Below are 17,494 nucleotides of genomic sequence, written 5' to 3' on the forward strand. Positions count from 1 at the left end.
GCCCATTGAGCGCCCGGAAAGCGCCCGGAAAGCACCCGGGAGGCTCCCGGAAAGCGTGCACAGGCCACCGGTCCCGTCGCTTACGATTCTCAACCATGAGCACGTCAGACCAGACAGAGGCAGACCGGGCAGCCCAGGCAGACCAGGCAGGCCGGGCCGGCCTCACGCCGCGCCAGGCCCGGCGCATACGGATCGCCGCGGCCTCGGTGCTGATGGCCGCGGCGGCCGTAGTGCTCGCCGTACGCCTGGCGAGCCGGTCGTCCGTCCTGGTCGTGGGGGTGTACGGGCTGCTGCTCGTCCTCTGTGGTCTGGTGATAGAACTCAGCAGGCGCGGCCGGACCCGGCTCGGCAGCTATCTCCTCGCCGTCGGCCTGGTGGCCGCGCTGCTCATGGACTGGGTGGTGCTTGCCTGACGAGGCCACCGTCAGGAGACGGCGGCGCCTCGCGGAGCCCGTACCGCCGATGGAACGTCCGCAGCCGCCGCGGCGCCCACCAGGCACGGCGGCCGAGCAGCGTCATCGTCGCCGGCACGAGGAACATCCGCACCAGCGTCGCGTCGATGAGCACGGCGAGCGTCAGACCGAGCCCGATCTGCAGGATCGGTGAGAAGCCACCGGTCATGAAGCCGCCGAAGACGATCGCGAGCAGCAGCGCCGCACAGCTGACGACGCGGCCCGAGCGGCGCAGACCCTCGACGGTGGCGGCGCGATGGTCACCGGTCTCCAGCCACGTCTCCCGCATGCGGGACAGGATGAACAGCTCGTAGTCCATCGCGAGCCCGAACGCGATCGCGATGATCAGCGGCGGCGCGGTCAGACTCAGCGCCCCGAGCCCCTCCCCGCCGAGCAGCCCCGCCAAATGCCCGTCCTGGAAGACCCACACGACGACGCCGAGCGCGGCGCCCAGGCTGAGCAGGGTGGTGGCGAGCGTACGCAGCGGGAGAAGCAGCGAGCCGGTGAAGGCGAAGAGCAGGCCGAACAGTGCGGCCACCACGGTGAGTACGGCCCAGGGCGCGCGCTCGGCGAGCATCGAACGGAAGTCGACGAGACTCGCGGCGTTGCCGGTGACCTGGATCGGTTCGTCGCCACGGAGGTCGCGCACCTGCTCCACGAGCCGGGTGGCGGTGGGGCCGTCGACCGACCCGGCCGGGGTCAGCTCGAGCAGGACCGTGCCGTCGGAGAGCCGCTCGCGTTCGGCCGCCCTGATCCCGGGAAGGGCCCGGATCCTGTCCTCGCAGTCAGGGTCGGCGCCCGCCCCGATGAGCACCTGGACGGGGTCGGTGTCCGCCCCCGCCGGATAATGCTCGCGCACGGCCTCGTACAGCTGCCGCGCCTCGGTGTCGTGCGGAAGCTGCCGGGCGTCCCCGATGTTGATCCGCAGCCCGAAGGCGGGCAACGCGAGAAGGGTGAGCACGGCGACGACGGTGGCGGTCACGGCCACCGGACGCCGGGCGGAGAAGAGGGCGAGGCGGGCGAAGAAGGCACCGGGCTCGGGCGCGGCACCCGCGCCACTTGTCCGCCGCCAAGGTTCCTTCCACGTACGGGACTTCATGCCCGAAGGTGCGATCTTCCCGCCGAACAGGGCGAGCAGCGCGGGCAGCAGCGTCAGCGCCGCCAGCATGTCGACCACGACCACCGCGCCGGCCGCGAGGCCCATGCTGCGCAGGAACGGGCTGGGGAACCAGACGAGCCCCGACAGGCTGATGGCCACCGTCAGGCCGGAGAACAGGACGGTGCGTCCGGCGCGGGCGACGGTCGCGTGCACGGCCCCCGCCACGTCGTGCGTCCTGCCCCGCTCCTCACGGAAGCGGATCACCATCAGGAGTGCGTAGTCCACGGCGAGGCCGAGCCCCAGCATGGTGACGATCTGGACGGCGTAGACGGAGATCTCGGTGAACTGACTGAAGCCGTAGAGCGTCAGGAAGGCACCCGCCACACCGCTCACGGTGACCAGGAGGGGGAGCCCGGCGGCCCGCAGCCCGCCGAAGATGAGCAGAAGCACGATCAGTACGGCCGGCAGGGTGATCAACTCGGCCTGAGCCACGTCCTCCTGTGCCCTGCCGCCCATCTGCTCGCCGAGCAGCGGCCCGCCGCTCACCGCCACGTCACCGGCGGTGATCTCACGGAGACGGTCGGCCGCGTCGGAGACCGTCTCCTCTTCGGTGTCGTCGTCGAGGCCGCCCTTGAGCGTGACGGGGATGAGCAGGGCCTTGCCGTCCTGGGCGACCAGGCCGCGCGTGGTGTACGGATCGGGCACCTGGGCGACTCCCGGCTGCTTCCGTACGTCGGACACCGCGGCGTCCACCTGCGCGCGGATCTGCGGCGAGTCGACGGAGGGGCCGGACACGACGGCGTTGAAGTCGTCGCCCTCCGGGGTGAGTTCGGCCAGGCGTTCCGCCGCGACGACCGCCTCGCTGCCCGGTACGTCTTCCACGGACGACGTCAGGTCGCCGAAGACGCGGGTGCCGAAGCCGAGACCGAGGACGAGAAGCAGAAGCCAGACGAGGACGACGGTGCGGGGGCGTTGGGTCGCGGTGCGGGCGAGAGCGGCCAGCATGGCTCTGCCTCCTCCGAGGAAGGGGTCCGGGTGTGCCCCTCAGAGTCGCCCTCGGCGGTGCGCGGCGGATCGCCGTGCCGAGCGGTCTTGCCGCCTCCCTCGCGCGGGGTAGGTATCCGCCGGGCGGGGGAGATGTCGATGGCGGTGCAGCGGCGGGGCCAGGGCCCTAGCTTCCCGGAACCACCAGACCTGTCTCGTACGCGCAGATCACCGCCTGCACCCGGTCCCGCAGCGCCAGCTTCGACAGGACGTTGCTGACATGGGTCTTCACCGTGTGCTCGCTGACCACGAACGACGCCGCTATCTCCGCGTTGGAGAGCCCCCGGGCGAGGAGCCGCAGCGTCTCCTCCTCGCGGGCGGTGAGCACCGCGAGGCGTTCGGAGGGCGACATGGCGGGGGCGTCGGCGTCCGTGCGGCGGCGCCGGACCACGTCCGCCACCAGGCGCCGTGTCACCGAGGGCGCGAGCAGGGAGTCCCCGGCCGCCACGACGCGCACCGCGTGCACCAGGTCGTCCCTGCGGACGTCCTTGAGCAGGAAGCCGCTCGCTCCCGCGTAAAGCGCCTCGTACACGTACTCGTCGAGGTCGAACGTGGTGAGCATGACGACCCGGCAGCTGGACTGCGCGCACACCTGGCGGGCCGCCTCGATGCCGTCCATCCCCGGCATGCGGATGTCCAGGAGGATGACGTCAGGGGTGTGCCGGAGCACCGCGGCCACCGCCTCGGCGCCGTCACCCGCCTCCGCCACCACCTCGATGTCGGGCTGCGCTTCAAGGATCATGGTGAAGCCGCTGCGTACCAGCTCCTGATCGTCGGCGACCGCCACCCGGATGCTCATCCCCCAAGGATGCCGTGGGCAGCCGTACGGCGATACGGAAACCACCATCGGGACCGTCCCCGGCCTCCGCCGTGCCACCGCAGGCGGTGGCGCGTTCCCGGATGCCGACGAGGCCGTGCCCCGCGCCTTGCGAGGCCGGCATCCCGGCTCCGTCGTCCTGAACGCACAGGCTCAACTCATCCACGGACCAGGTGAGTTCAATGACCACGGCACTCGCTCCGGCGTGCTTCACGCAGTTGGTCAGCGCCTCCTGGACGATGCGGTACGCGGCCACCTCGACGTCGGGTGCCAGTGGCCGAGGGTGTCCGTTCCGCACCAACGAGACGCGCAGACCGGTGCGTTCGACCAGCTCGGCCAAGGCCGGAAGCGCCGCGAGCGTCGGCTGCGGGACGCGTCCGCCGGCCGGGGCCGACGTCTCTCTCAGCACGCCCAAAATCCGCCGCAGCTGCACCATCGCGTCGCGTCCCGCCCCCGCGATCGCGTCGAACGCTCCCACCGCGCGGTCCGGGTCGCTGCGGACCACCACGGGCCCCGCCTCGGCCTGGACCACCATCAGGCTCACCGCGTGGGCGAGGATGTCGTGCATGTCGCGGGCGATCCGGGACCGCTCCTGGCTGACCGCCCGCGCCGTCTCGGTGGCGCGCTCCCGCTCCAGGCGCCGGGCACGCTCCTCCAGGGCCACGGCGTACGCGCGCTGGACGCGGGCCAAGGACCCGAGGGCGTACGCGCTGATGAGGGTGAGCAGGTGGAAGGGGTACTCGTAGGGCTCGGCGTGTTCCTTGAAGGTCATCGTGACGGCCGCCCCCGTCAGCCACCCGGCGAGCATGACGCGCCGTTGCAGCGGTGTGCTCAGGGCGGCCACGGTGTAAAGGGCGACCATGCCGCCGACGCAGACGTCGGGCGGCGGCCGGTGGTAGAGCGCCATGGCGGGCGTGAAGAAGGAGATCACGCTCGCGCAGACCATGGGCGCGCGGCGCCGCCAGATCAGCGGCACCGCCGTGCCCGCACCGAGCGCGAACCCGGCCGCGCTGAGCGGGTCGCCGCCCTCGTCCGGGAAGAGGAACTGGAGCGAGACGGCGAAGAGCACCAGGGCGGCGAGCGCGGTGTCCACGACGTAGGGGAGGGCGGTGCGCAGCCGGGACAGTGCGAGGAAGGGATGTGACATCGCGGGCTCCTCGGGGCAGGAGGCCGTGCCAGTATCGCGGCGCCCCGGCGGCGCTGTCCTCACCGGTGCGGGGGATATACGCGGGGTGTCCCGTGAAACGCGAGAAGCCCCTCGCTTCCGCGAGGGGCTTCTCCCTGTCTGTGCGCCGCCAGGGACTCGAACCCCGGACCCGCTGATTAAGAGTCAGCTGCTCTAACCAACTGAGCTAGCGGCGCCTGCTGACTCAAAAATAATACCTGGTCCTGGAGAGTGCTCAGGACCGCCCGCGCGCGACCCCCGGCGGGCCTTGGATCGCCAGGGAGAGCAGCACCGGCGCCGCCCCGCGGTTGAGCGTCCGAGCCGCTTCCCGGAGCCGGTGCGCGTGCTCCACCGGGAGGGAGAGCGCCAGGCAGCCGACCGCGGAGCCCGCGGTGATCGGGACCGCGGCGCAGACCGTGCCGACCGCGTACTCCTGGAGGTCGAGGACCGGGACCGTGGCGGGCTGGGCGGCGAGGCGGCTGAGGAGAACCCGCTCGTTCGTGATCGTCCGTGAGGTGAGCCGGGCCATCTTGTGACGGGAGAGGTGGTCCCTGCGGCCGTTCAGGTCGAGCTGGGTCAGCAGGCTCTTGCCGATCGCGCTGGCGTGCGCGGAGGAGCGGAAGTCCACCCATTCGTTGACCTTGGGCGCGCGGGGACCGTCCGCGAAGTCGGTGATCTTGATTTCGCCGTCCTCGTACCGGCTGATGTAGACGGCCGCGCCGATCGAGTCGCGCAGTTCGTCGAGCGTGACCTTGAGCTTCTCCCGCAGGGCCTGCTCGCGGCGGTGGGCCGAGCCGAGGCGGGCGAGGGATTCACCGGTGACGTACGCACCGTCGGCCACCTGTTTGACGTATGCCTCACGGCGCAGCATCCGCAGCAGGGCGGCGAGCTGGGGCGTGGGGATCTTGGTCTGCCGGGCGAGTTCGGCGTCGGTGACGCCGGCGTTGTGCCGGGCGACGATCTCGAGCACCCGCAGCGCGCTCTGCACCGAGTGCTGCGGCGTGGTCGGCTCGTGCTTCAGCGCCACGGCTTCCCCCTGCGTGCAACGGTTCCGGACAGCTGGGCTCCGTCCCACGATAGCCGCCAAAGGGGCGTCAGGGAGCGGCAGTTGCCGAATTGGTGGCGCGTTCCGGCTCTGTCAGCAGGAACGCGCCACCCTGGCATATGCCAGCGTCACCACCCAAGGCCATAGCCTGCGTGATTACGGAGCGCGGTCACAGGACCGCGCTGAGGAACTCCCGGGTCCGCTGGTGCTCGGGCTCGGTGAAGATCTTCTCCGGCGTCCCGGATTCGATGACGCGGCCGGAGTCGAACATCAGGACCTGGTCCGAGATGTCACGGGCGAAGTTCATCTCGTGGGTCACGCAGAGCATCGTGATGTCCGTGGTGTGCGCGATGTCCCGCAGGACGTCGAGGACGCCCGCCACCAGCTCGGGGTCGAGCGCGGACGTGACCTCGTCCAGGAGCAGCACCTGCGGACGCATCGCGAGGGCGCGCGCGATGGCCACGCGCTGCTGCTGGCCGCCGGAGAGCTGGTTCGGGTACTTGTCGATGTGCTCGGTGAGCCCCACCAGTTCGAGCAGACCGCGGGCACGCTCCTCGGCCTCGTCCTTGGACAGGCCGAGCACCTGGACCGGCGCCTCGGTGATGTTCCGCAGGACCTTCATGTTCGGGAAGAGGTTGAACTGCTGGAAGACCATCCCGATGTTCTTGCGGACCTCGCGGGTGTACTTCTCGCCCGCCGGCACCAGCTTGCCGTTCTTCTCCTCGTGCGTGAGGTAGCGCCCGCCGACCTTGATGGTGCCCTCCTCGGGCTTCATCAGGGTCATGAGCAGCCGCAGGATCGTGGTCTTGCCCGATCCGGAGGGGCCGATCAGCGTGACGTGCTTGCCCGAGTCCACCGAGAAGTCGAGCTCGTCCAGGACGGTGTTCGAACCGAACCTCTTGGTGACCTTGTCGAAGCGGATCAGCTCGCTGCCGTCGACCGCCGGGTTGGCCGTTTCCTTGGGGGTGGTTTCAGACGACAAGACGACGCTCCAGAGCTCGGAGGAGGAGGGAGGACGGGTAGGCGATGACGATGAAGGCCACACCGACGACGGTCAGGGCCTCGGTGTACTGGAAGGTCTCCGCGGCCTGCAGACGCGAGCGCTGCAGCAGTTCCAGCACGCCGATGCTGGCCAGCAGCGGGGTGTCCTTCAGCATCGCGATGACGTAGTTGCCGAGCGCCGGGACCACGCGGCGGATGGCCTGCGGCAGGATCACCGCGGTCCACGTGTGGCGATACGGCAGGCTCAGCGCCCTGGCCGCCTCCCACTGCCCGACGGGTACGGCCTCGATGCCCGCGCGGTAGACCTGCGCGGTGTACGTCGAGTAGTGCAGGCCGATCGCGATGGTGCCGGTCGTCAGCGCGGAGAACTGGATGTCCCACTCCGGCAGCACGAAGAAGAAGAAGAACAGCTGCACGAGCAGCGGGGTGTTGCGGATGAACTCGGTGACGATGCCGACCGGCCACCGCACGAAGCGGCTGGGCGCGCGGAACAGGAGCGCCCACACCAGGCCGAGCGAGAACGAGATCAGCGAGCCGAGTGCGAGGACCTGAAGGGTGGTGAGGACACCGTCCCAGAAGTGCGGCATGAAGTCGGAGACCGCACCCCAGTCCCACTTGTCAGTTCCGTTGTTCACGCGCCACCGCCCCCTGAGCTCTTCGGAATCTGTGAAGTCGCCAGCTGCTGGCGGAAGTTGAGCTTGCTCATCAGGCCGTCCCGCGGCTCGGGCCGCTGGCCGATCCCCGCCTTGGTCTTACGCTCCAGAGAGCGCATCCCGCGGGTCAGCAGGAACGCGATCACGAAGTAGATGACCAAGGTGATCGTGTAGATCTCCGCGCTCTCCGTGGTCGCCAGGCGCACCAGGTTCGCGGCGAAGGACACGTCGCCGATGCCGAGCAGCGAGACCAGGGCGGTGCCCTTCAGCAGCTCGATCAGCAGGTTCGAGAACGGCGGGATCATCTCCGGGATGGCCTGCGGCAGCAGGATCAGCCGCATCCGCTGCCACGGGCTGAAGCTCAACGCGACCCCCGCCTCGCGCTGTGCCGGTGTCACCGAGTTGAGCGAGCCACGCACGATCTCGGCGCCGTACGCACCGTAGGAGAGTCCGAGCGCCAGCACGGCCGCCCACATCGGGACCAGCGCCCAGCCCACCAGCTGCGGCAGGACGAAGAAGATCCAGAACATCAGCACCAGGGAAGAGGTGCCGCGGAAGATCTCGGTGTAGAGACCGGCCAGGAAGCGCACCGTGCGCAGCCGGTGGGTACGGGCCATGCCGATGCCGAAGGCGACGACGGCCGCGAGGGCCGCGCTGTAGATCGTCAGCTGGATGGTGATCCAGATACCGGGCAGAACCCAGTGTTCCCACAGTCCCGCTGTCATTTGCACAGCTCCTCTGCGGTCAGCGTGGTCATCTCGTCCTTGGTGAAGCCGAACCGCTTCAGGATGCGGAAGAGCTCGCCGCTCTTCTTCATCTTGTGGATCTCTACGTTGAAGGCGTCGCGCAGTTCCGTGTCGGTGGGCCGGAAGGTGAAGCCGCCGCCGTCGATCTGCTTCTCTCCGTCGACGACGGGCGCGAAGGCCTCGGTCGCCTCCGCCTTCGTGCTCTTGCGCACCACGCCACGGCTGGTCAGCGCGGTACCGGCGAAGAAGTCGATGCGGCCGGCCTCGACGGCGTTCATGCCCGCGACCGGGTCCGGGAAGATGGAGATGTCGCCCCGCTTGTAGCCCGCGGCGATCCCGTAGTCGATCTCCGCGTAGGCGGGACCCGTGCCCATCTTCGCCTTGATCTTGAAGGCGTCCTGGTAGTTGTGGATCTTCTTAGGGTTGCCCTTGGGGACGATGAAGGAGTCCAGCATCTGGTACTCGGGGTCCGAGAAGATGACCTGCTGACAGCGTTCCTTGTTGATGTACATCCCGGCCGAGACCACGTCGAACTGCTGCGTGTTCAGGCCAGGGATGAGCGAGCCGAACTCGGTCGCCACGGGCTGCACGCTGTCGACACCCAGGCGCTTGAAGATCACTTTCGCAAGCTCCACCGCCTCGCCCGTGAAGGCCCCGTCCTCGTCGACGTACCCGTACGGCGCCTCACCCGCGATCCCGAGCCGCACGGTCCCCTGCGTCTTCAGGCGCGCCAGCGTGTCCCCCGTGGGGACCTTGCTGCAGCCCGCGGCGCCGAGCGCGCCCACCGCGCCTATGGCGGTCGCGCCGAACAGGAGTGATCGTCGGCGGACCCCGGAGTTCCGGGGCACCGCACTCGGTCCCGTGCCGTGGGCCCGGGCGCTCTCTGTCTCATTGCTCTCTGGGTCGTTCCAAAGTGGTGGAGCCATGGGCGCGCGGCTACCCGACTCGACGCGGAATATGCGGGCCAATTTCAGCCCCTGATGCAATCGTTGTGGTCTTGACCCAGGGAGGAGCATGGGACACATGGCAGACCGATTCATCGAAGTCTCCCTCGCCAAGCGGGGAGTTCAGTGCACGGCAAAGCTGCTCGACGACCGGGCCCCGGTGACCTGCGCGGCGGTGTGGGAGGCGCTTCCGCTCAGCGAGGACGTCTATCACGCGAAGTACGCCCGCAATGAGATCTACGCCCTCTTCCCGGCTTTCGCGGACCGCGAGCCGCCCCTGGAGAACCCGACAGTCACCCCCATCCCCGGCGACCTCTGCTATTTCTCCTTCAACGGGACGCAACTGGGCACACAGGCCTATGGGTACGAACCGGCCGCGGACGTCAAGGCGGGCGCCACGGTCGTGGACCTCGCCCTCTTCTACGAGCGCAACAACCTGCTGCTCAACGGCGACGTCGGCTGGGTCCCCGGCATCGTCTGGGGCCAAGTGGTCGACGGCCTCGACCGGATGGCCGAGGCCTGCAACGACCTGTGGCGCGCGGGCGCACAGGGCGAGACGCTGAATTTCCGCAGAGCCTAGGGCAGGGCCCGACCCGGATTCAGTCAGTGGCGGGCGGCGCGATTCCCGCGCCGCCCGCTTCGTACAGCGTGTGCGCGGCCCGCAGGACGAGCGCGTCGGCATGCCGCGCCCCCACGATCTGCACCCCGACGGGCAGCCCCTCCCCGTCCACCCCGCAGGGGACGGTCGCGGCCGGCTGCTGCGTCATGTTGAAGGGGTAGGTGAACGGGGTCCATCCGGTCCACCGGCGATGGCCGGAACCTTTCGGTACCTCCGCCCCCGCCTCGAACGCGGTGATCGGCAACGTCGGTGTGACCAGGAGGTCGTACGTCTGGTGGAAGAGCCCCATGCGACGGCCGAGCTCCATGCGTACGTCAACCGCGGCAAGGTAGTCGAGCGCGCTGTACCGGGCGCCCTGCGCACAGATCTCGCGCAGCCCCGGATCGAGCAACTCCCGCAGACGGGACGGCAGATGCTGGGTCACCCGTGCGGCACCGCTGAACCACAGGGTGTGGAAAGCCTCCACCGGGTCCGTGAAGTCGGGGTCTGTCTCCTCGACGTACGCGCCCTGCGCCGCGAGGGACTCCACCGCCCGCCGCACCGCGGCGGCGACCGCGGGCCGCACCGCGACCTGACCGCCGAGCGAGGGCGAGTACGCGATGCGCAGACCGCGTACGCCGCCTTCGATACCCGCGCGGAAGCTGCCCGCCACCGGGCCGAGCTGTGACCAGTCGCGCGCGTCGGGGCCGCTGATGACGTCCATCAGGAGCGCCGCGTCCGCCGCGTCCCGCGTCATGGGCCCGACGTGCGCCAGCGTGCCGAACGCGGACGCGGGGTACAGCGGCACCCGCCCGTACGTCGGCTTCAGCGCGAAGATCCCGCAGAAGGCGCCCGGGATCCGCACCGAGCCGCCGCCGTCCGTGCCCAGCGACACCGGGGCCGCGCCGAGCGCCACGGCCGCCGCGCTGCCGCCGCTGGAGCCGCCCGCGGTGCGCGAGGTGTCGTACGGGTTGCGCGTGATCCCGCTCTGCGGGCTGTCCGTGACGCCCTTCCAGCCGAACTCGGGCGTCGTCGTCTTGCCGATGAACACCGCGCCGTGCTCACGAAGCCGCGCCACCGAGGGCGCGTCCTCGTCCCAACTCCTGTCCGTACGAACGGTCTTCGAGCCCCGCAGCGTCGGGCCGCCGCGCTGCAGCAGGATGTCCTTGACCGAGACCGGCACCCCGTCCAGCAGGCCGCACGGCTCACCCCTCCGCCACCGCCCGGCGCTCGACTCGGCCTGCGCGAGGGCCTCTTCGGGAGTCATGCGCACGAAGGCGTTCACCGCGGGCTGCACTTCCTCGGCCCGGCGCAGCGCCGCGCGTGTCGCGTCGACCGGACTGAATTCGCCCTTGCGATAGGCCTCGACGAGTTGTACCGCGGTGAGATCCGTGAGCTCGGTCATGCACGCTCCTCAGGGGGGAGGGAAGTGGCTCGCCTCAAGGGGTGGGAGTGGCTCGGGAGTGATCAACCCCCGTGATCAACTCCCGGGTACATACCCACGTTTCTTGTCGACCACGTTGGCAAGAGGCCGCCCGGCCGCCCACTCCTCGTACAACTCAACGAATTGCGCCCCCAGTTCATCTCGCCAGCCCACCGTGTCGCCGCTCATGTGCGGGGACACGAGGAGCCCCGGCGCCGTCCACAGGGGGCTGTCCGCGGGCAGCGGCTCGTGCTCGAAGACGTCGAGCGCCGCGCCCGCGATCCACCGCTTCGACAGGGCGGCCGCGAGATCGTCCTCCACGACGAGCGCGCCGCGCCCGATGTTGATGAAGCGCGCCGACGGCTGCATCATCCCGAAGCGCCGCTGGTCGAACATGCCGCGCGTGTCGTCCGTGAGCGGCGCCGCGCACACCACCCAGTCGGCGCGCGCCATCAGCCGGTCGAGCTCGTCGGGGCCGTGCACGCCGTTGCGAGCGCTGCGTCCCACCAGGGCGGTGATGATCCCAAGGCCTTTCAGCATGCGGACGATGGCGTGTCCGATCGGCCCCGAACCCACGACACACGCGCGCGTACGCGCGACACGCTGGGTCTCGCGGTGCTTCCAGGACCGCTCGCCCTGGAGCTGAAGCGTGCGCGGCAGATCCTTGGCCATGGCGAGGACGAGCGCGGCCACGTACTCGGCGATCGGCTGGTCGAAGACGCCGCGGGCGTTGGTGACCAGTGTGTCGGACGCGACGAGCTCCGGGCACATGAGGCGGTCGACGCCGGCACTCGCGGTGTGCACCCAGCGCGGACGCGGGCCCTCGCCCGGCCAGGCGAGCCGTACGGCGTCCGAGAGGAAGTCCCACACCAGGAGCACGTCGGCGCGGGGGAGTTGGGCCGCCAGGGTGTCGGCGTCCGCGTGCAGGATCCGGGCGCGTCCGGTGAGGCTGCCGAGGCGGGGCGGCGGGGCGGGGGACGGGGCGTCAAGGACCAGAACGGTTGTGTCGGACATCGGATCAGACGCTTCTTCTGACGTTGATTCGGACATCGGGGAGAAACCGTTTCGCAATGAGACTCCGCTTCCCTGAGTATGCGTCGGTCAGAGCCGACGAGTACGGGTCGGCCAGGACCGTCTGAGATGCGCGGATTGACCACGCTCGCACCTGAAACTACCTTCGTCAACAGAGGTGCTCTATCACAAGCACCCCATGACTGAGTACTCTCCGTATGAGTTCATAGCACTCTCTGTAGCGCTTCCTTCGCGCTTTCTGCCCCGTCCCGACGTCCCGGCGCGTCGCCGGTTCCGCATCTCCCGGCCCCCGGCCGGTCCCTCCATTTGCACGTACGCACGAACTTGGGGCCTGCTCATGGACGTCTCCTTCCTCGGCGGACCACACCCTCAGCGCGGTGTAGGTGTCGTCGCCCCTTTCGACTTCGCCCTCGACCGGGAACTCTGGCGCTGGGTTCCGGACGAGGTCTCCCTCCATCTGACCCGCACTCCGTACGTGCCTGTCGAGGTAAGCCTTGACCTGGCGCGACTCGTCAGCGAGCACGAAACCCTCGGCGAGGCGGTGCGGGCGCTGAGCGCCGCCGAACCCGAAGTCCTCGCGTACGCCTGCACTTCGGGCAGCTTCGTCGGCGGCATCGCCGGCGAGCGCGCGATGTGCGAGGCCATGACCCGCGAGGGCGCGGTCTCCTCCGTCACCACCTCGGGCGCGCTGCTCGAAGCGCTGGAGGACCTGGGCGCGCGGCGCATCGCGCTCGTCACGCCCTACACCTGGTCGGTGACGCAGTCCCTGGAGCACTATCTGGCGGAATCCGGCGTGTCCGTCACCGGCCGCGCCTATCTGGGCCTGACCAGGCACATCTGGAAAGTGCCGTACAAGGACGTGGCGGACATGGCGCGGCGGGCGGTGCTCGGCGGGGCCGACACGCTCTTCATCAGCTGCACCAACCTCGCGACGTACGACGTCATCCCGCAGCTGGAGGCCGAGCTGCGGATGCCGGTGATCTCCGCGAACCAGGTGACGATGTGGTCCGCCCTGCGTCGTCTGGGTACCCATGCGGTAGGGCCCTACCAGGCGCTGATCAATCCGAGTGTCAGGCCGGGCGCGGGTCCGGTCTCCGGGCCCGGCGACCTGCCGGGTGTGGTACCGCTCGATCCGCCCCAGGGTCTGCCCGAAGGACCACCAACGCTGCCTTGAAGGAGGCTGGAAGTGACCGCACTTGGTTTCCTCTATCCGGGTCACTCGGCTGAGGACGACTACCCCCGCATGGAGCAGATGCTGGGGAGTGATGTCCGGCTGCAGGTCGTCCACACCGACATCGGCGAGGACGCGCACCGGGTCGACGCGCTCCTGGAGATGGGCTCGCCGAAACGGCTCGCCGCCGGTGTCGAGGAGCTGCGCCTGTCCGGCGCGGAGGCCGTGGTGTGGGCGTGCACCAGCGCGAGCTTCGTCTTCGGCTGGGAGGGTGCGCACGACCAGGTCCGCGCCCTGGCCCGCGCCGCGGGCCTGCCGGCGTCCAGCACGTCCTTCGCGTTCGCCCACGCCGCACGTGAGGTGGGGGCGGGGAGGGTCGCTGTCGCGGCGACGTATCCGGAGGACGTGGCGGCACTCTTCGCCTCGTTCCTGAAGGCGTCCGGCGTGGAGGTCGTGTCGACGCAGGGCAACGGCATCATCACGGCGGCGGAGGTCGGCACGTGGGGCTGGGAGGAGGTCAAGGCCATGGCGCGCGCGGGCGACCACCCGGACGCTGAGGCGCTGCTCCTCCCCGACACGGCGCTGCATACGGCGGCGTACGTCCATGACCTGGAGCAGGAGCTCGGCAAACCGGTCCTTACGGCGAACCAGGTGACGGTCTGGGAGGCGCTGCGGCTGGCCTCTCGTCGGGTGAACGCTCCGTCGCTGGGTGCGTTGTTCACCAAGGAGCCGGTGGTGCAGGTTCGCGGGTAGGGGGCGGGGCCCTGCGGTGCCGGTGCGGGGTTGGTCCGTCTGTGGGCGGGGCCGCGCCGGTATGTCCGTCCTCGCTATCGTCCGGTGGCCGTGCGGCTACTTCGGCGGGGGAGTCCTGCGAACCGTGCTCCGGGCAGACAAACCGACACGTCCCCTCGCGTCTCGTTGCCGACTGCGGGGCAATCGGGCGGGTGGCCGGGAAGGCTTGTTCGTCCAGGGTCGACTGCGGGGCAATCGGGCGGGTGGGCGGGAGAGCTTGTTCGTCCAGGATCGGATGCGGGGTAAACGGGCGGGTGGGTGGGTGGGAGAGCTTGTTCGTTCAGGGGACGCCGCCGGGGAGCCCGCTCACCCCACGGGAATAAAGCGGAGCCACCCTCCTGTTGGAGCGGGGAGCAGTACTTACCGCACAAGCACGCGCAGCAGGAGGCTGGACCCCCGTGACAGTGGACCCGAGCGACGACATCCGCGGCGAGCGGCACGGCAGCGCGCCGGTCCCGCTCTCCGTACTGGACCTGGTGACCGTGGGGGCGGGCCGCACCGCCACCGACGCCCTGCGCAAGAGCGTGGAGATCGCCAAGCTGGCGGAGGGACGCGGATACCACCGCTACTGGGTGGCCGAGCACCACTCCATGCCGGGAGTGGCCTCCTCCTCCCCGGCGGTCATCCTCGCCCACCTCGCCGCCCACACCGAGCGAATCCGCCTGGGCTCGGGCGGCGTCATGCTGCCCAACCACGCCCCCCTCGTCATCGCGGAGCAGTTCGGCACCCTGGAGGCCATGGCCCCGGGCCGGATCGACCTGGGCCTGGGCCGCGCCCCGGGCACGGACGGCGCGACCGCCGCCGCCCTGCGCAGGACTGACCGCCTCAACGAAGGCGCCGACGACTTCCCGCAGCAGCTCGCCGAGCTGACCCGCTTCCTCGACGACGACTTCCCCGACGGGCACCCGTACGGCCGTATCCACGCCGTACCCGGCCCCGTCCAGGCCACCTCACCCGGCGGCGTCCAGTCCCCGCACCGCCCGCCCCTGTGGCTGCTCGGTTCCTCCGGGTTCAGCGCCCGCCTCGCGGGGGTGCTCGGCCTGCCCTTCGCCTTCGCGCACCACTTCTCCGCGCAGAACACGATCCCGGCGCTCGACCTCTACCGGGAGTCGTTCAAGCCGTCCGCCGTTCTCGACGCCCCTTACGCCCTCATCGGTGTGTCCGCGCTGGCGACCGATGACGAGAAGGAAGCCCGTCGGCAGGTCCTCGCCGCCGCTTTGAACATGGTCCGGCTGCGGACCGGGAAGCCGGGGCTCGTCCCGACCCCCGAGGAGGCCGAGGCGTACGAGTTCAACGAGATGGAGCGGGACTTCGTCAACAGCTGGAACTCCAACGTCATCCACGGCACCGCCGACGAGGTCCGCACCGGCCTCGACGGCCTCGCCAAGCGCACCGGAGCCGACGAGCTGATGATCACGGCCAACGCCCACAGCGGCGAGGTGCGTCTGCGCTCTTACGAGCTGATCGCGGACGCTTACGGGCTGCCCGCCGCGTAACCGCCGAGGAGCGGTCAACCCGCGGCCAGCAAGGCGGAGATACGATCCGGCGCCACCGGGCGGGAGTACAGCCACCCCTGCCCGGTGTCGCACCCGATCCGCCGCAGCCGCGCCGCCTGGGACGTGGTCTCCACGCACTCCGCGGTGACGGTCAGGCCGAGCCGGTGCGCGAGTTGTACGAGGGCCTCGACGATGACCTCGTCCGCGGGGTTGATGTGCGCCTCGCCCGCCTCGGCGTCGTACTGGAAGCCGCGTACGAAGGAGCCGTCCAGTTTGAGGACGGACACCGGCAGCCGGCTCAGGTACGCCAGGTTCGAGTACCCCGTGCCGAAGTCGTCGATGGCGATCCGCACCCCCATGTCACTGAGCGACTGCAGGGCCTGCAGCGGCCTGCCCGCCGAGCCCATCACCGCCGACTCGGTGAGCTCCAACTGGAGCAGCTCGGGGTCAAGGCCGGTCTCGGCGAGGATCTGCGCGACATCGGCCACCAGATCCGAGTCCCACACCTGCCGCACCGCGACATTGACGCTCACGAAGACCGGCGGCCGACCCGGGTGGTCAAGCTGCCACTGCCGGGCCTGGCGGCACGCCGTCCGCAGCACCCAGCGGCCGAGCTGCACGATCGAACCGTCCTCCTCCGCCAATCCGATGAACCGATTCGGCGTAAGGAGCCCGAAGCGCGGATGCTGCCATCGCACCAGGGCCTCGACCCCGCGCAGCCCGCCGTCCTCAAGCCGCACCAACGGCTGGTAGTCGAGAAGGAACTCACCGCGTTCCACGGCCGGCCGCAGTGAACTCGACAGTGTCTGGCGGGTCATGCGGTGGGCGTTGCGCTCGGGGTCGAAGAGCGTCCAGCGGGCCTTGCCGTCCGACTTCGCCCAGTAGAGCGTCGTGTCGGCCGCCTGCATCAGGCAGGTCGTCGTGGTCCCCGCGGCACGCCGCTCCACGACGCCGATCGACGCGGACACGGAGAGCCGCTGGCCCGCCAGGTCGAAGGGGTCCTGCAGCGCCTTGAGCGCCGTCTCGGCGAGGTCGGCCAGCTGATCCGTGCCCGTCGAGTCCTCCACAAGCAGCGCGAACTCGTCGCCGCCGAGCCGCGCGACCAGCGGCGCCGCCGTCCTGCCGTGGCCCGCCTCGTCGGCGCACCGCGTGAGCCGCTCGGCGACGGCCGCGAGCAGCCGGTCGCCGACCCGGTGGCCGAGGGTGTCGTTGACCGCCTTGAACCCGTCGAGGTCCAGGTAGCAGAGCCCGATCCGGCCGGTGCCCGTGTCGTCGTACGCACCCGCTTCGAGCGCGGCGGCGAGACGTTCGAAGAACAGGCTGCGGTTGGGCAGCCGGGTCACCGGGTCGTGCATCTGCAGATGCCGCAGCCGGGCCTGGAGTTCACGGCGCGCGCTGATGTCCGTGGCGGCGAGCAGCACCGTACGCCCGCCGGGCATCGGCGAGACCGTGACCTGGACCCACAGCGAGTGCCCGTCGGGGTGTTTCAGTCGCCGGGTACAGCGCAGCTTCGCCTGGCGGCCGCGGAGCACCTCGCGGTACGCGTGCCAGGTGCGTGCGTCCGACGCCAGGTCCACCAGATCGGCGGCGAGACGCCCCGCGAGCTCGTCCGGGGCCGCGCCGAGCAGCTCGGCGAGCGCGTCGTTGGCATCGACGACGAGACCGTCGCCGTCCACGACGCCGAGGGCGAGCGGAGCGGCGGCGAAAGCGGCTCGGTGGTCGGGCCGCTGCTCTGGATAGTGACGCTCCGTAATGGGTGCCCAGGCGAGGTCGGGTGCTGTGACCGCTGTGGGCGCTTGGCCTTCAGACGTTCCGTTCACCACTTGCTCCCGCAGTGCAGTTGTTCGGCGAGGCCGGGCCCGCGCAGGAAAGTGTGCCGATCATAGGGGCTGGCCCGAGGGCGCATCCAGCCACAGAGCGGTGCCGCGTGGCGGCCGCGCGAGGCATAGGACAGGTGCATGCCCGGTGCGGATGTGGCACCCACCCGGTGACAGATCGTTTCTGCTCGCCCGTGT

Annotated in this window: 16 protein-coding genes and 1 tRNA gene; 5 read left to right on the forward strand and 12 right to left on the reverse strand. The window is 70.2% G+C overall.

The annotated features are described in order from the left end of the window. Nucleotides 1-95: 95 nt before the first annotated feature. The gene (locus AB0I94_RS12195) at nucleotides 96-413 is read left to right on the forward strand and encodes a hypothetical protein (protein ID WP_363309416.1); all 318 of its coding nucleotides are present in this window, start codon (nucleotides 96-98) and stop codon (nucleotides 411-413) included. On the opposite strand, the gene AB0I94_RS12200 is transcribed toward AB0I94_RS12195, so the two are convergent. The 9 genes from AB0I94_RS12200 to ehuB all read right to left on the reverse strand — a co-directional run bounded on the left by AB0I94_RS12200 (nucleotide 388) and on the right by ehuB (nucleotide 8,871). After that, nucleotides 388-2,556: an MMPL family transporter gene (locus AB0I94_RS12200; RefSeq protein ID WP_363309417.1), complete on the reverse strand. Its 2,169-nt coding sequence runs from the start codon at nucleotides 2,554-2,556 to the stop codon at nucleotides 388-390. The genes AB0I94_RS12195 and AB0I94_RS12200 overlap by 26 nt on opposite strands. Nucleotides 2,557-2,722: 166 nt before the next feature. Next, nucleotides 2,723-3,394, reverse strand: coding sequence for a response regulator transcription factor (locus AB0I94_RS12205; protein WP_363309418.1), 672 nt, complete (start codon nucleotides 3,392-3,394; stop codon nucleotides 2,723-2,725). Beyond that, nucleotides 3,327-4,559 (reverse strand): sensor histidine kinase, encoded by a 1,233-nt coding sequence (locus AB0I94_RS12210; protein WP_363309419.1) that lies wholly within the window; start codon nucleotides 4,557-4,559, stop codon nucleotides 3,327-3,329. Before AB0I94_RS12210 ends, AB0I94_RS12205 begins: the two co-directional genes overlap by 68 nt. Before the next feature lie 141 nt (nucleotides 4,560-4,700). After that, nucleotides 4,701-4,774 (reverse strand) — tRNA-Lys (locus AB0I94_RS12215). 38 nt (nucleotides 4,775-4,812) lie between these two features. Then, the gene (locus AB0I94_RS12220; protein ID WP_363309420.1) at nucleotides 4,813-5,604 is read right to left on the reverse strand and encodes an IclR family transcriptional regulator C-terminal domain-containing protein; all 792 of its coding nucleotides are present in this window, start codon (nucleotides 5,602-5,604) and stop codon (nucleotides 4,813-4,815) included. A gap of 187 nt (nucleotides 5,605-5,791) precedes the next feature. Continuing rightward, entirely contained in the window at nucleotides 5,792-6,604 is an 813-nt protein-coding gene (gene ehuA, locus AB0I94_RS12225; protein WP_363309421.1) for an ectoine/hydroxyectoine ABC transporter ATP-binding protein EhuA, read from the reverse strand. Beyond that, complete coding sequence (gene ehuD, locus AB0I94_RS12230) at nucleotides 6,594-7,211, reverse strand: ectoine/hydroxyectoine ABC transporter permease subunit EhuD (RefSeq protein ID WP_363309590.1); 618 nt, start codon at nucleotides 7,209-7,211, stop codon at nucleotides 6,594-6,596. Before ehuD ends, ehuA begins: the two co-directional genes overlap by 11 nt. A gap of 44 nt (nucleotides 7,212-7,255) precedes the next feature. Then, nucleotides 7,256-8,002: an ectoine/hydroxyectoine ABC transporter permease subunit EhuC gene (ehuC, locus tag AB0I94_RS12235; protein WP_363309422.1), complete on the reverse strand. Its 747-nt coding sequence runs from the start codon at nucleotides 8,000-8,002 to the stop codon at nucleotides 7,256-7,258. Beyond that, on the reverse strand, nucleotides 7,999-8,871 hold the full coding sequence (gene ehuB, locus AB0I94_RS12240; protein WP_363309423.1) for an ectoine/hydroxyectoine ABC transporter substrate-binding protein EhuB: 873 nt from the start codon (nucleotides 8,869-8,871) through the stop codon (nucleotides 7,999-8,001). The genes ehuC and ehuB overlap by 4 nt, the downstream gene beginning before the upstream one ends. Before the next feature lie 175 nt (nucleotides 8,872-9,046). Between ehuB and AB0I94_RS12245 the strand changes: the two genes are divergently transcribed. Next, complete coding sequence (locus AB0I94_RS12245; RefSeq protein WP_363309424.1) at nucleotides 9,047-9,547, forward strand: DUF3830 family protein; 501 nt, start codon at nucleotides 9,047-9,049, stop codon at nucleotides 9,545-9,547. Between the two features lie 19 nt (nucleotides 9,548-9,566). On the opposite strand, the gene AB0I94_RS12250 is transcribed toward AB0I94_RS12245, so the two are convergent. Further along, nucleotides 9,567-10,970, reverse strand: coding sequence for an amidase (locus tag AB0I94_RS12250; RefSeq protein ID WP_363309425.1), 1,404 nt, complete (start codon nucleotides 10,968-10,970; stop codon nucleotides 9,567-9,569). A gap of 75 nt (nucleotides 10,971-11,045) precedes the next feature. Beyond that, nucleotides 11,046-12,002: a D-2-hydroxyacid dehydrogenase gene (locus AB0I94_RS12255; RefSeq protein ID WP_363309426.1), complete on the reverse strand. Its 957-nt coding sequence runs from the start codon at nucleotides 12,000-12,002 to the stop codon at nucleotides 11,046-11,048. Nucleotides 12,003-12,357: 355 nt separating this feature from the next. Here AB0I94_RS12255 and AB0I94_RS12260 point away from each other — a divergent pair, with 355 nt between their 5' ends. The 3 genes from AB0I94_RS12260 to AB0I94_RS12270 all read left to right on the forward strand — a co-directional run bounded on the left by AB0I94_RS12260 (nucleotide 12,358) and on the right by AB0I94_RS12270 (nucleotide 15,479). Next, entirely contained in the window at nucleotides 12,358-13,194 is an 837-nt protein-coding gene (locus AB0I94_RS12260; protein WP_363309427.1) for a decarboxylase, read from the forward strand. A 12-nt stretch (nucleotides 13,195-13,206) separates the two neighbouring features. After that, nucleotides 13,207-13,944 carry a decarboxylase gene (locus AB0I94_RS12265; RefSeq protein WP_363309428.1) on the forward strand — a complete coding sequence of 246 codons (738 nt, stop codon included), beginning with the start codon at nucleotides 13,207-13,209 and terminating at the stop codon, nucleotides 13,942-13,944. Nucleotides 13,945-14,381: 437 nt separating this feature from the next. After that, nucleotides 14,382-15,479 carry an LLM class flavin-dependent oxidoreductase gene (locus AB0I94_RS12270; protein ID WP_363309429.1) on the forward strand — a complete coding sequence of 366 codons (1,098 nt, stop codon included), beginning with the start codon at nucleotides 14,382-14,384 and terminating at the stop codon, nucleotides 15,477-15,479. Nucleotides 15,480-15,493: 14 nt separating this feature from the next. Here the strand turns inward: AB0I94_RS12270 and AB0I94_RS12275 are convergent, their stop codons facing one another. Further along, on the reverse strand, nucleotides 15,494-17,299 hold the full coding sequence (locus AB0I94_RS12275) for an EAL domain-containing protein (RefSeq protein WP_363309430.1): 1,806 nt from the start codon (nucleotides 17,297-17,299) through the stop codon (nucleotides 15,494-15,496). Nucleotides 17,300-17,494: the final 195 nt, after the last annotated feature.

The sequence above is a fragment of the Streptomyces sp. NPDC050147 genome, assembly GCF_040660195.1.
Taxonomy (GTDB): Bacteria; Actinomycetota; Actinomycetes; order Streptomycetales; family Streptomycetaceae; genus Streptomyces.